Origin of the sequence: Coleofasciculus sp. G1-WW12-02, assembly GCF_040219735.1 — a bacterium.
Lineage (GTDB): Bacteria > Cyanobacteriota > Cyanobacteriia > Cyanobacteriales > Coleofasciculaceae > Coleofasciculus.
Window position 1 is genome coordinate 16054 of sequence record NZ_JAVJRX010000030.1, and the last position, 13881, is coordinate 29934.

At 45.1% G+C, this 13881-nt stretch carries 15 protein-coding genes; 9 read left to right on the forward strand and 6 right to left on the reverse strand.

Annotation, left to right across the window (positions count from 1 at the left end; translation table 11 throughout):
* The first annotated feature begins 80 nt into the window (after window positions 1–80).
* The 7 genes from RID09_RS04100 (at window position 81) to RID09_RS04130 (ending at window position 4321) form a co-directional block, all read left to right on the forward strand.
* Window positions 81–575, forward strand: coding sequence for a phage tail protein (locus RID09_RS04100; protein WP_446334676.1), 495 nt, complete (start codon window positions 81–83; stop codon window positions 573–575).
* Window positions 572–931: a hypothetical protein gene (locus RID09_RS04105; RefSeq protein WP_446334677.1), complete on the forward strand. Its 360-nt coding sequence runs from the start codon at window positions 572–574 to the stop codon at window positions 929–931. The genes RID09_RS04100 and RID09_RS04105 overlap by 4 nt, the downstream gene beginning before the upstream one ends.
* 240 nt (window positions 932–1171) lie before the next feature.
* A complete protein-coding gene (locus RID09_RS04110) occupies window positions 1172–1489 on the forward strand; it encodes a hypothetical protein (protein WP_446334678.1) in 318 nt (105 codons plus the stop codon).
* An 8-nt stretch (window positions 1490–1497) separates the two neighbouring features.
* Complete coding sequence (locus RID09_RS04115) at window positions 1498–1626, forward strand: DUF6760 family protein (protein WP_446334679.1); 129 nt, start codon at window positions 1498–1500, stop codon at window positions 1624–1626.
* A 47-nt stretch (window positions 1627–1673) separates the two neighbouring features.
* A complete protein-coding gene (locus RID09_RS04120; RefSeq protein WP_446334680.1) occupies window positions 1674–2702 on the forward strand; it encodes a fused MFS/spermidine synthase in 1029 nt (342 codons plus the stop codon).
* A complete protein-coding gene (locus RID09_RS04125) occupies window positions 2699–4036 on the forward strand; it encodes a DUF4255 domain-containing protein (protein WP_446334681.1) in 1338 nt (445 codons plus the stop codon). Before RID09_RS04120 ends, RID09_RS04125 begins: the two co-directional genes overlap by 4 nt.
* Before the next feature lie 63 nt (window positions 4037–4099).
* A complete protein-coding gene (locus tag RID09_RS04130; protein WP_446334682.1) occupies window positions 4100–4321 on the forward strand; it encodes a hypothetical protein in 222 nt (73 codons plus the stop codon).
* Between the two features lie 66 nt (window positions 4322–4387).
* Here the strand turns inward: RID09_RS04130 and RID09_RS04135 are convergent, their stop codons facing one another.
* A complete protein-coding gene (locus RID09_RS04135) occupies window positions 4388–4951 on the reverse strand; it encodes a Uma2 family endonuclease (RefSeq protein WP_446334683.1) in 564 nt (187 codons plus the stop codon).
* Window positions 4952–6153: 1202 nt separating this feature from the next.
* On the opposite strand from RID09_RS04135, the gene RID09_RS04140 reads away from it, so the two are divergent.
* Both RID09_RS04140 and RID09_RS04145 read left to right on the forward strand, forming a co-directional pair.
* Window positions 6154–6411, forward strand: a complete 258-nt coding sequence (locus RID09_RS04140; protein ID WP_446334684.1) for an Asr1405/Asl0597 family protein — start codon at window positions 6154–6156, stop codon at window positions 6409–6411.
* Window positions 6412–6641: 230 nt separating this feature from the next.
* Window positions 6642–7763 carry an ABC transporter ATP-binding protein gene (locus RID09_RS04145; RefSeq protein WP_446334685.1) on the forward strand — a complete coding sequence of 374 codons (1122 nt, stop codon included), beginning with the start codon at window positions 6642–6644 and terminating at the stop codon, window positions 7761–7763.
* A gap of 35 nt (window positions 7764–7798) precedes the next feature.
* Here the strand turns inward: RID09_RS04145 and RID09_RS04150 are convergent, their stop codons facing one another.
* From RID09_RS04150 to RID09_RS04170, 5 genes are all read right to left on the reverse strand, one after another.
* Window positions 7799–9244: a potassium channel family protein gene (locus tag RID09_RS04150; protein ID WP_446334686.1), complete on the reverse strand. Its 1446-nt coding sequence runs from the start codon at window positions 9242–9244 to the stop codon at window positions 7799–7801.
* Window positions 9245–9552: 308 nt separating this feature from the next.
* Window positions 9553–10638, reverse strand: a complete 1086-nt coding sequence (locus RID09_RS04155; protein WP_446334687.1) for a class I fructose-bisphosphate aldolase — start codon at window positions 10636–10638, stop codon at window positions 9553–9555.
* A gap of 964 nt (window positions 10639–11602) precedes the next feature.
* Complete coding sequence (locus RID09_RS04160; protein ID WP_446334688.1) at window positions 11603–12652, reverse strand: M42 family metallopeptidase; 1050 nt, start codon at window positions 12650–12652, stop codon at window positions 11603–11605.
* Window positions 12653–12861: 209 nt separating this feature from the next.
* Window positions 12862–13596, reverse strand: coding sequence for a LemA family protein (locus RID09_RS04165; RefSeq protein WP_446334689.1), 735 nt, complete (start codon window positions 13594–13596; stop codon window positions 12862–12864).
* Window positions 13597–13631: 35 nt separating this feature from the next.
* Window positions 13632–13881: hypothetical protein (locus tag RID09_RS04170; RefSeq protein WP_446334690.1), on the reverse strand; the 250-nt coding region annotated here is incomplete at its 5' end.

Here is a 13881-nt window from a genome sequence, read left to right on the forward strand (position 1 = left end):
AGGTGCTTCTTTGGAGGACACTGGGCAGTGTTTTATTCGTTTCCGGAGGACAGGAGAGACAAAAGCAAAGGAGGTGAACAGTGACAGAAGTTGAAATTCTGACGCGATCGCGCTATTTTCTAGAGTTAATCCTAGATGGGAGTAATGATTCTGTCGATGGTCTGTTTGAGGAATGTGCCGGCTTTAAAGCTACCCAGGATGTCGTTGAAGTCTGCGAAGTAACGCCGCAGAAGTGGGGTAAAAGTGGGAATTCTAGAGGGCGAGTGGTTCGCACAAAGGTTCCTGGTAATATCACCTATACCAATCTCACCTTGAAACGAGGCTTAAATATTTCCATGACGCTGTGGAATTGGCTAAATTCTGTTCAAGAAGGCGCAAATTGGGAAGATCAACGGCGGAATGGTGCGTTAGTTATCTATAATACTGCATCCGAGGAGCAGTTTCGATTTGAATTCAAAGGCGCGTGGCCCATTAGCTATAAAATTTCTGATTTGAGTGTCAAAGGAGATGACTATCAAATAGAAGAAGTCGAGGTAACAGTTGAACAGTTAAGACGGATTAAACCAGGTATATGATTCAAACCCAGTTTGAATTTGATCTTCCCAAAGGATATCTGGATGGGGATGGGAATATACACCGCAAGGGGGTAATGCGGTTAGCGCGGGCGATTGATGAAATCGTTCCCATGCGTGATCCGCGTGTGAAATCCAATCCCGCTTATGCCACCGTGATTATTTTATCGCGAGTTATTTTGCGTTTGGGGGCTTTGGATGAAGTCACTCCCACGGTAATTGAAAATTTATTTGCCTGTGATCTCAATTATCTACAGCAATTTTATCGGCAAATTAATGAATTAGAACCTGATAATCAAGGGGAATCGGCTTCCAGTTTATCAGTGCAACCTGTATCAATTCCCTCAGATTATGAATGATATAAAATTACTGGTTTTTGTCTGCCATAATTCTCAAGAAACAAGTTTTGACACAGGGGGTTAAGTAAAGGGCGACCCGAGCCTCTGTAGGGGCGGGTTTTACTACTATCTTTTCGGTTGCACCTCGATGTGACTCGCGCCCGCCCTGTTTCTCTAGTTGTTGATTTATGCAGCGGTTCGCCCCTACAGGAGAACTAAAAAAACGAAGGATAAAAGACAAAAGACATAAGACCAATAATTATGGACTATACCTATTTTGAATTTACTCTACCCAAAGGTTTAGTTGATGAAAATGGTGGTATTCATCACCATGGGATAATGCGCCTAGTTACAGGCAAAGATGAGATTGTAGTTAACAAAGATAGCCGGGTTCAGCAAGAACCCTATTACCGAATTTTGGTCATTTTGTCTAGAGTCATCACCCGTCTCGGTAACCTTTCTCCGGTTACACCAAAACTACTAGAACAACTTTTCCTAGTAGACTTGATCTACGTACAGAACTTTTTAAATCGCATTAATCAGCATGAGGAGGGATTGGCGCGATCGGGGGAATTTTAGGCTACCCCTTGGAGCGTTTATACCAAGAGGTAGCCTTAATTGCTTTTTACTTTCACTGGTCATTAGACGATATTCTAAACCTAGAACATGAAGAACGGCTGCGCTGGTTTACAGAAATCCGCCGATTCACAAGATGAATGATGCATCATAAATTATGAATGTCCTGTTCCCAGTTTCTTGACGAATGACAAATGACAAACGACTAGATTGGCTGCAGGCTCAACCCGACGGATGTTTACTTTTGGCGCCATCCGGGGTTCACTTTGTCATGGTAGAAAAAAACCAATCTGTGATCCGAGTTGCCCTGATTGACCGGGATTATTTAACCTCAGACTTGGTGCAATCTCAGCTTGATTTCAATGATCCGCTTAACTTAATCTCTCTTTACAGCCAAGCCATGCTGTTAAGTTTAGTTTGGCAACCTGAACCGAAACGAGTCTATTGCGCTGGATTTGGCGGAGGTCGAATTCCTTCGGTTTTACATCATTACTTTCCCCACGTTCAAATTGAATGTACGGAAATTGAACCCCTTTTGATTGAGATAGCTACGGAATTTTTTGGTGTACCTTTTGATGAACGTCTCAAGGTTACCCTGCAAGATGGACGAGACTATCTCGCGAAGCAGGAACCTGATGTTTGTTACGATATAATTTTCACCGACGCCATTATCGGTAACGGTTACACGCCCTATCGCTTAGCCACTCAGGAATTTTATCAACTCTGCCAAAATCACCTGTCAGAGAATGGAGTTTTGGCGGTTAATCTGTTTCAACGAGAACGGTTTTATGCCGACAAAGTGAAGACGATTCAGGCAGTATTTGCCCAGGTTTATCTCTTTCCCTTAGATGGGGGGAATACCGTTGTACTGGCGACGAATAGTCCGCCACTGAATTCGCCGGAAATCCTAGAACGAATCCAAGTGTTGCAAAATGACCATCAATTTGCCTTCCTCTTGTCAGAAACCGCTGTTCAGGTAAAAATAGGGTCACGGTTGATTGAGTGTATCCCTCAGTTAGACCGAGCTAAAGTTCTTGTGGATGCTGAGCCACCAGTCGGTTATTTTGATGATCTACCTTCATTCAATCCCTTATTTGCTCAAGGTATTAGCGATCGCCCCTGTCCCTGTGGATCAGGTCAGTTACTTCAAGAATGCCATAGCAGGTTAAATGTCAACTGTCAACCATCAACCGTGGAAACGTCTGAGTCATCATGAGTAACCATCTAGCCATTGCTACCGTCACCGCCACATTACAACGAATCGTACAGACGGCGATTCAGGACGATATTAATGGGGCAACAGTGACCACACTACGACCAAATGAAGTGGGAACAGCGACTCCCCAAGTTGGTGTGAATGTCTTTCTCTACCAGGTTCAGATTAACCATACTTGGCGTCAACAGGCTGAAGTCCAAGCCCGTAGTCGGATGAATCCAGCTGCCAAGCGATCGCAAACTGCCCTAGACTTACACTACATGATTAGTTTCTACGGCAATGACGCCGACTTACAACCCCAACGGTTGATGGGTAGTGTGATGCGTGGACTCAATGACTGGCGTACCCTAAAACAAGAGAAGATTCAGCAGACTCTTAACGATTCTACCTATCGCTATTTATTAGAGTCTGACTTACCGGATCAAATCCAAGAAATCTCCCTGTGGCCCCTTGATCTTTCCTTAGAAGACTTATCCAAAGCCTGGTCAGCTTTTTTTCAAACCACTTATCTGCTATCGGTGGCGTATCGGGCTAGGGTGATTATGCTCGAAGGGCAAGAAGCAGGTAAGAGACCTCTGCCGGTACGCGCTCGTTCCTTGGATGGGATTGTTCCCTTTACCAATCAGCCTAAGATTGATCGGATAATTCCCCAAGATGGACGATTAGAACCCATTCTCGCAGATAGTACTGTCTTAATTCAAGGGAACCACTTAAAAAGCGATATTACCCAAGTCTGGATTGGGGAAACCGAAGTCATCCCCAGCGAAATCACCGAAACCCAAATTACATTACCCCTTTCCTCCATACCACCTGAGTCTTTACAGGCGGGGATGCATAGTCTCCAGGTGGTGCATCGTCTTGCCAAAGTGATGCCACCCACCTCGAATAATGGGATGAGTCAGGCAAGTGGTAATGGGGGTCAGATGCAAACTGTTAATCAGCCCCAAACCTTTGTCTCCAGTATTCAGTCGAATGTATCCCCCTTGGTAATTCGTCCCACGGTTACCAAAACTACGGTATCCAAAAAAGAAGTTGATGATGAAGACCTACGGTCTGCGGAAGTACGGGTACGATCCAATTTAACTATAGGTAAAAAGCAGCGTGTCCTGCTAGCCCTCAATGAAATTGACACGAATCAACCCGCCGCTTATCTATTTGAAGCTTCTCCTCGTCAGACCGATGTAATTTGGGTTTCTTTCCCCGTTGAACGGATGAAAGGAGGACGCTATTTAGTCCGCTTGTTGGTTGACGGTGCAGAAAGTCAGCTAATCGTGGATACTGAACCGGATAGTCCAACGTTTAATCAGTATGTGGGTCCTCGGATATCGATTTAAAAGATTCATTGTTGATTGGTTCTGACCGTATAGAGTTGGTTATCCTTTATCCCTGAGAAAACGATGGACGAAGATATTATCAGACAAAAACTTAATCAAGAGTTAGAGGGGATTAGTATTAACAAATTGACACAATTGGGAAATCAAGCGGTTCAGCTAGGGCTAATTGCGGGTCATGGTTATCATAAGGGTCAATATGAAATTCTGCGTCAAGGTAAGGCGTTAATGATGTCGCCTGATGAAGCTCAAGCTTATTTGGAAAAGCTAATTCAAGATGTGACATGAAGGTTCGTAGTAGGCACTTTAGTGCCATAAGCGAGGCAAATGTTGACGACAAACTCTCCTATATTCCTATTCTAATAACCAGGCAAATAGATCACCTAACGTGAGTTTAAATTCACGGGCAAAAGCTGGAACCGGAAGCAACTCCTGGGGTTGGTCAAACACTTGGGGTTGTTGCTGCGGTAAATAGACAAATACCGTCTGTTCATCTGGATCAATCAGCCAACCCATTTGGGTTTCATACTGAAGACTCCGCAGAATTTTTTTAATGACTTTCGTGGCACTTTGGTCAGGTGATAGGATTTCAATGAGCCAATCTGGTGCGATTTCAAATACATTGGCGATACGACCATTGTCTTGGCGAGGAATTCTTTCCCAGGTAAATACCGCTACATCTGGCACAATTGACTTACCGCCAAATGTACATCGCAGTTCGGGGAAAGCGCGGGCAATTTTTTTAGGCTTAACGGTAGCATTGATGGAAATAATTAGTTCCCCTTGAAGGGTACTATGTTCTCCTTGTGGTATCGGTTTTTGGATAATTTGACCGTCAATGTACTCGCTGGCTGGCTTGGTTTCGGGTAACTTGAGAAACTCGTCCAGAGTCAATGGTTTAGGGGGTGTCTGTAACATTTTCAGTGACCTAGAGTTACATTGTAAGTTGATAGTCTCAGGTGAGATAGTTTTTTCTAACACTACCACATTATTTAACCGATAGATTTAGTTGAAGAGTTGGGGTAGTAAAATATACTCGTTATAACCCGGTTATAACGAGTAATGTTTCAGAGTAAAGGCACGGATACTAATGGGCAATGTTCCCTAGGAATAGGCAGGAATCTTTTTGCCAAAAATCTATATCTACACTGTTACTGTAGGCTTTGACCAAACGTATGGCTCAAAGGCTTTATCAAGTGGAGTTGGCTCTCCCGTACTTGTGGTGGAAAAGCCTATATTAGTGATAGCTTCCCTAAAAACATTGTTTTGAAAGTCTTGCCCCACAAAGTTTCCAAGAATAATCAGGTTTGCTTATCACCCTAGGTACGGGAGAGCCATGTCTTTGGTATTATCTCAATGGTAAGTAGTCGGACTTTCATTAAAGTTAATGGTTGAGATTAGGAAGGAATAGTAGGAATTTGAGGCTTGTTAATATTTTTAGTACAGCGTACAGAATTTAGTTTCCCGTTCCCTAAAATAGGGAAGCCCACATACTCATTTAAGACCGAAGTCTAAACAAGAATGTGAGCTTACCCTGTCAGGGCTTCACGGGTTCATTGATCTGCCTTTATATAGGGTTTTTTCAGGCAGGGTGCTTTCGCTTTCTCTATTGTGCAGCCGAACCTCAGCCAATTGGGTATAGTTTTGATGAAATCTAATCGGATAAATATTAAATTTCTGTGAAATTTGCTCCTACAGGTCGCTTTTGACACAGTTAAAGTACTCGCATCGATTTTACGGTTAAATCGGACACCATCCTTTGCGCTCCTACAGTTTCCGGGCGTAAGCGTCATCTATCTTGCTTAGGTGTGCCACGCCATCTTGCTTAGATGTACCACGCCACCTTGCTTAGGTGTAACCACGCCACCTGTTCGTTGTCGATTAGGGCTAAATTCTATCGCAATGAACAATGTAGCTTGCTTGGAGGAGGAGGATTACTATACCGCCATCATTGTCTTTTAGCCAATCAATTGAGAAAGATTAGCATTTGGTTCCCGTCTCGCTTAAACTAAGATACGGGAGTGAAATCTGGCTAAAACTCCCTCTCATAGCAGTTCTCATGAAAAATTTAATGTCTGGCAACAGATATTAATGATAATATATTGCATTTTGAGCGAAAAATGAATTCCTGGAGTTTTCAACCCAAAACTGGTCAAGTGATTGAAATTAATCAAGCCGCTCGGTGGCAAGTTTACCGCCGTTTACAGGAACTCTCGATTACAAGTCACTGCGGGATGAACCAGCCACTCACGGCTGAGATTCATGATCCGGTGACGGCGATTCAACTGTGGAGTGTGGTCAGACAGCTAACCGTACCACGCCGAGATCTAGCCTCTTGGCTGGAGGACTGCTGGCGGCTTCCTAGCCGTAAAAAGTAGGGAGCTGGGGGAGCTGGGGAGATGAGAAAAGGGGGAGCAGGGGGAGCAGGGGGAGCAGGGGAAGCAGGGGGATGTAAGAAACGATAGTAGTGAAAAGAATCCCTATACAAATCGCTCAGGGCGGGTTTAGTCACATCTTTTGTGAGGTCAAAAACGATAGTAGTGAAACCCGCCCCTACACAAGCGCCGTGCTCTATGGGCGAAGTGAAGGTCAAAACTCAAACACTCTTATGGAACAAGCAGCAATTCTACATTTAGAGGACATTACCAAGCACTATGATCAACATACAACTCCAGCCGTTGATCGTGTGACACTAACTTTGTGTCAAGGTGATTTACTGGGGTTATTGGGTCCGTCTGGCTGTGGCAAAACAACTCTACTGCGGATAGTGGCAGGGTTTGAGCGTCCTCAGTCGGGACTAGTCGTCTTGGCTGGACGTCCGGTTGCGGGTTCGGGGTATTGGATACCCCCAGAACAGCGGAACACGGGTATGGTGTTTCAAGACTATGCCTTGTTCCCTCACCTGAATGTGGCGGAGAATGTAGGCTTTGGCTTGAAAAACCGCCGCAGTGGGATGAGTCGGACATCCATCAAGAAAAATACGGCTGACGCGATCGCACTGGTAGGATTATCAGGATTAGAGAAACGCTACCCCCACGAACTATCGGGAGGACAACAGCAGCGAGTCGCCCTCGCCCGGGCGTTAGCACCGCGTCCCAGTTTAATCTTGTTAGATGAACCTCTGAGTAATCTGGATGTGCAAGTGCGTCTGCGGTTGCGCCAAGAGGTGCGATCAATCCTCAAAGAGATTGGCACATCAGCAATTTTTGTCACCCACGACAGAGAAGAAGCCCTATCCATCTGTGATCAAGTAGGAGTGATGCAGGCTGGATGTCTAGAACAGTTAGGAACCCCCGAAAAAATTTATACCAATCCAGCCTCTCGTTTTGTCGCCGAATTCGTCACCCAAGCCAATTTCTTACCCGCCCGTCGTCGGGGACAGTTATGGGAAACTGAGGTGGGTTCGTTTGAAATCGGGAATGGAGAATGTCACGATAACACCCAATTCCCCAATGACGCCATTCCTGATTGTGGGGAATTAATGCTGCTCGAAGAAAACGTGATTCTCAAACCCGATAATGATGCACCCGTCTTGATTCGCGATCGCCATTTTCTAGGGAGGGAGTATCGGTATCGTCTACAAACCCCCTCTGGTAAGGAACTCCATGCTCGCACCGCCCTAAATACACCATTACCTGTGGGAACTCGAGTTAGGCTATCAGTTGCCCATTCATCAATGCAAATCTTTCCCCCTGTCTCTACGCCTGCTCCTATTCCAGCCCGATGTTGATTAGTAGTAGGGGTTTGGTTACCAAACCTAGGGGTTTAGGGGTTTGGTAACCAAACCCCTACTTTCTCAATTTGGGGTTGATGGCGAGCAATCACAATCAAGCAATCGCCAGATATTAGTTGCTCATCTTTGGGTGGATTAACCAGAGTCTCTCGACGCCCGCCAGTTTGCCGTTCCACAGCGACTAAAATACTATCTAGCTCCTCTTTTAGCCATTGAGCGGCATTCCAAAATGAAATACCATTCCATTGCTGGGGTAGGGAAATTTTATAGATTTGGTTCCCCATCTGCACGGTGAGCAATTCCGCTAACATATCCACAGAACCCCAATTTCGGACTGAGGTAGCCATTAAATGACTCGCCAATTCATCAGCGACAATCACATCTTCGACGCCCGCCACTCGCAGTTGTACATTATTTTTGCCATCAAGAAGTTGAGCGCAGGTATAGATACCTGGATGGAGCTTTTCAATGGTTAATGCGGCTAAAACTGTCCGTGCATCCCGATCCTGATCGCTGCGAGGATGGGTTGCATCCGCCAACAAAATAGCGCGTGAGGTATGATAAATTCCTACCGCTTCGAGTACATCGATTGTTGTGTAATCCCCCGTATAGAAATAAATTTGGGAATGATTAACATGTTTGAGTTCTCGTTCCGGTGTTTGGATAAATTCAGCAACCACTACAATCGGATGGTGTTTTAAAATAGGATCGGCTTGTAGTTGCTCAATCAGGAGATGTCCACTGCGATTCCAGCCACAGATAACAATATGATCTCGTAGTTCGTCCAATTCCCAATGTTTGATTTCCATCACTGTTCTCAATCGTTGTACCATGACGGCGGAAACGACGCCCGTAAACATGGCAAACATCGTCAAGCCACCCAGAATTACCATGAGTGTAACCAATCGTCCCGCATCGGTTTGGGGTTCGCCGCCGATGGGTTCTCCGGATACAAGGGTAAAAAAGCTCCACCAGAGGGAATCCTTCACAGAGGCGAAATCAGGATTGTTAAAACCCTCTAGCAAGTGAATCGCGATCGCGCCGACTAAAATAATTAACCCGACAACCAGCAATACGCCAATCTGGACACCAATACTCGTGGCTAAGGTAGAGCCAAGACGGTTTAAATTCTGATTTAACAAGATTCCCACCCGCAATAGCCGTAAGAGGCGCAAAACCCGCAACAGGCGAAATGCTCGCAATAGGGGCAATACGGCAATAATGTCTAACCAATAGTGGCGGAAGAAACGGCGTTTTTTCTGAGCAGCAAAATAGCGGATTGTCAACTCGATAATAAAGATGCCGGTGAGTAGTTCTTGAGTCAGGTAGACAAGTTTATAGGGTTGATCTTTACTGTCAAGGGTGACTTCCGCAATCACGAGAATTACGGAAAGCAGAATGAGCAGGATCAGCGCCAGTTCAGTTTGGGGAGCGTGGATAAAGCGATCTAAACGGGCTTGTAGGCTTTTGTTGGGCATATTGAGGTATGAGAATCTCTCTGGACTTCAGAGACACTTATATATACTGAACAATAACGCTTAAAAGGTCTTGTTCTATGGCGGTCAAAAACTCCCAAACCCATACAGCTCGAAAATCCCAGGCGATGTCCAACCTACCGCCCCGAGAAAATGGCGATCGCTTAACCTGAAAAGAATTTGAGCGACGCTATGAAGCGATGAGGTTCCCGTCCTCGTTTGTGTAGGGGCGGGTTTCACAATTATCGTGTCTTCTCTCACAACAGATGTAACTAAACCCGCCCCGACCAAGGTTTAAATGCAATTCAGGATTAAGCAATAGTCACGTCACCAGACAAATAAATATCCTGAATCGTGTGGAACAACTTAACCCCTTCCTCGAAGGGACGCTGGAATGTCTTGCGTCCAGAAATCAATCCACAACCGCCAGCCCGTTTATTAATTACAGCAGTGCGAACAGCTTGGGCAAAGTCATTTTTCCCCGATGAACCGCCAGAATTAATCAAACCTGCACGACCCGCATAGCAGTTGAGAACTTGATAACGAGTCAGATCAATGGGGTGATCAGTCGTGAGTTCAGAGTAGACCCGATCATCCGTTCTGCCATATTTCTCGCCTGTAGCTTTGGCAACCGCACCATAGCCATTGTTGCATTCGGGCTGTTTCTGCTTAATAATATCGGCTTCAATGGTAACGCCAAGATGATTAGCTTGACCCGTGAGATCAGCAGAAAGATGATAATCTTTATCTTGCTTAAAAACGCTATTGCGTAAATAGCACCACAGGATCGTTGCCATTCCCAACTCGTGGGCGCGGGCAAATGCTCGACTCACTTCCTCGATTTGGCGGCTCGATTCCTCAGACCCAAAGTAAATCGTAGCACCAACAGCTACGGCGCCTAAGTTCCAGGCTTGCTCGACACTGGCAAACATAAGCTGATCATATCGATTCGGATATGTCAGCATTTCATTGTGGTTCAGTTTAGCAATGAAGGGGATGCGGTGGGCATACTTGCGGGAAACCATGCCCAAAACCCCTAACGTCGTAGCAACAGCATTACAACCGCCTTCGAGGGCAAGTTTGATGATGTTTTCCGGGTCAAAATATACCGGGTTCGGAGCAAAAGACGCGGCGGCGGAATGTTCAATCCCTTGGTCTACAGGTAGGATAGATAGATAACCCGTATTGGCAAGGCGTCCGCTTGAGTAGATCTGCTGAAGGCTACGCAACACTGGGGTAGGGCGATCGCTATCGGCAAAAATCCGTTCCACCCAGTCTGGACTGGGTAGATGTAACAGACGTTTATCCACTTTGGCGTTGTACGTCAACAGATTGTCTGCCTCTTCACCCAACCAGGACTCTATGGATTGAGGTGATGATCTTAAGGTAGCCGTCATATTATTTTCCTCTATTTTCCTCTAAGCGTTGGTCACTTATTTTTCAATTTTGGCAGTCTTTGGGGGCGATCTCTGTCCCCATAACGATAGAGTTTGGCTACGATGACACAACGCGCTAGTACCGCTTTTTGGAAATTCAAAATTCAAAATTCAAAACGCTTACATTGACAGCATTTCCCTCAAGCGCGAATGGTCGCTTTATTTATGCTGCGCTGTATTAGAGCACTGCTCCTGTAATCGAAACGGTACGCAGTAGAGACGCGACTCCTCTTATTTCTAGTCAAACCATAGAATCTTCGCTACTCATCCTCATGTTTTTTGACGTTTGACTAAAGGTGGGTTTTGTGGTTAGGTTATCAGTTATGAACTCTCCTGAGCGTATAAATCCGCCCCGACAATATTTTGAAGTGATTTTATCAGAAGGGGCTGAAAGAAATTAGTTGACGGCTTTGTGCATGGCGGCTTGATGGGATTTTTAGTTTATAATCCATTCCCAGAACTTCCGGCTTGCCACGTCTTTTCAAAAAACACTCAACTTGATCAGGAGTTTTGGGAAATAGTATTTTGACCTTCCAATAATTTTAGATAGGAGTAGGGTACAGATAGGGGCCACGTAATAGTGGCGACAACGAAACAAACTCCGCAGCTAAGTTTATCATCTTCCGATAACGTATTATCTTGTTGTAAACAAGTCATCCACTTACTTAACAAGCGCATAGCTACTACCAAGTAAATAGTAATTGAGCTACCTAGCATGATGTGCAACATAAGAAACTTGCCCCAAAGAATTTGTTGATTTTTCAGCCCTAACGGCTTTTTAAGTCCTTCGCTTTTTATCTAGTATACAGAAAACTTGCTTACAATAAGCCTATACTACCTATATTTACACAATCTTCACTCTTACAATTTTATCTTAACTGTATCTTAATAAATGGAGTCGTTTCCCGTCATCCTGTTGTGATAATCACTCAAACTGAGTCTGGCAGTACGTATCAAGCAAAGAAATGCAGTTAGCGATCGCGCCCAAATGAGCCACCTCATAGCCGTGGGTGTTTTGCGTCGGGAAACTCAAGCAGGCGGCGCGAGCAACATGACCAAATTTCATGGCAATAGACGCATCACTACCAAACCCACTAATCGTGGCAAGCTGTAAGGGAACACCAATCCCATTCGCCGCCTGTCGCAGTTCCCAGTTGAGCCCTTCATCGTAAATCCCGTAGCCATCCTGAGACAACAGCACGGGTGCTTCCCCATCTGCGATCGCGTATTCTGAGGAGAGAGGGCAGATTTCTAGGGCAATTAAGGCATCGAGAGAGTGATTTTGGCTGAAATACAACGCGCCAATTGCGCCAACTTCTTCCTTCGCCGACGCCACTAAATAAGTATCCACAACTGGAGTTTTTACCTGTTCTGCTAGACTCAAAAGAATCGCGACAGAGGCTTTGTTATCCAAGGTATAACTAGCAATGTAATCCTTGAGGCGTATGGGTCGCTTGCGGTGTTTACCCACAACCATGCGGGTTCCCGATCGCACCCCGGCGGCGACAAGTTCAGCTAAAGTACATTTAGTTTCCACCCAAACCTCTTCCCAACGCACTGGGGCGGTTTCCTGTTGCGCTTTTTGGGGAGATTCATGAGAAACATGACGTGACCCAAAGGACAGAATACCACTCAGGGTTTGATTATCACCTAATAAATCGACAACCCCTTCACCATAAACCCAAGGAAACGAGCCGCCGAGTTTGCGGACTTGCACCCGTCCCTGTTCGTCTATAGATTTAACAATACCGCCAATTTCATCTTTATGGGCGGTAATCGCAATTGAGCGCTCAGAGGTTTGACCCGGTATTTTAGCAATAATATTCCCGGCTCTATCCTGCCACGATTCAACGCCTAAGCCATGCAATCGATTGATTAGGAGTTGATCAATTTCTCGTTCTGCACCACTCGGAGAATGATGCATCACTAACTCTTCAATCGTATTAAATAAGTGGTCGTAATTTGAGGAGAGCATAGGGCTTAATCTTTATCAATGGATAATTGATAATTGATAATTGACAATTGATGAATTGGATCTAAGACCTCTTCGTTTACGAAGAAATTAAAAAAGATTTTTTTTAATTTCAATCCTCTTCTTTTAAGGAGAGGTCATTATCCATTGTAAATTTGTGAAAGCATGTAATAATTGAACAGGCAAAAACCTCCCTTTCCACCCCAGATTTTTTAAGGTTCAGTGGTTGTCGCCTGGAAAAAGGGTTGCGTCTGGAACCCTAACCCACTTGCCAAAACCGAGTTAGGAAATTGCTGAATCCTTTGATTGTACCATTGTACCGCCTGATTATAACGCATCCGTTCTACAGCAAGGCGATTTTCTGTGCCGGCTATTTCATACTGAAGGTTAGTAAATAATTGACTCGATTGTAATTGAGGATTATTGGCAACATAGTCTTGGAAATGGTTAATCGCTTCATTCACTTGTTCAACAGCCGCCGCTTTTTCCTTTGGGGTATCAGCTTGTAAATAAGCCTGACGAGATTGCTGCAACACAGACACGATTTCTTTTTCGTGTTCGGTGTAAGCTTGAGTTACTCTAACCAGATTCGGAATCAAATCAGCCCGTCGTTGAAGTTGATTTTCAACCTGCGCCCATTGAGCCTCAACCTGGGAAGCACGGCGAGAAAATGAGTTATATGTCCAGATACTCCAAATCCCACTAATAGCCAGAATACTTGCACCAACTATAGCCAGGACTTTCCGCTGCTGTTGTCGCCGTTGTTTTTGCGTCTGAACCTCTTGAATTGCATATTGAATAAACTCCGCTGGAATCTGGGCTTCTGAACCAGCTTGTATGAGTTCGGAGGCGGAATAAGTTTGGCTGTGATTGGCATAATTTCGAGAGGCTATTTCCAGAACCTCTGACGTCATTGACTCAGGAATTCTCATGTCTAAACTTTTCATGATTTAATCACACTCCTATCGGCAAATTAAGCTAATCAAAAATCTGCACCCGCACCGCCGCCGCCACTATCACCGCCGCCAAAATCGCTGCTACAACTATCGCCACTGCTACTGTAACTATCGCTATCGCCACTGCTACTGTAACTATTGCTATCGCCACTGCTACTGTAACTATCGCTATCGCCACTGCTACTGTAACTATCGCTATCGCCACTGCTACTGTAACTATCGCTATCGCCACTGCTACTGTAACTATCGCTATCGCCACTGCTACTGTAACTATCG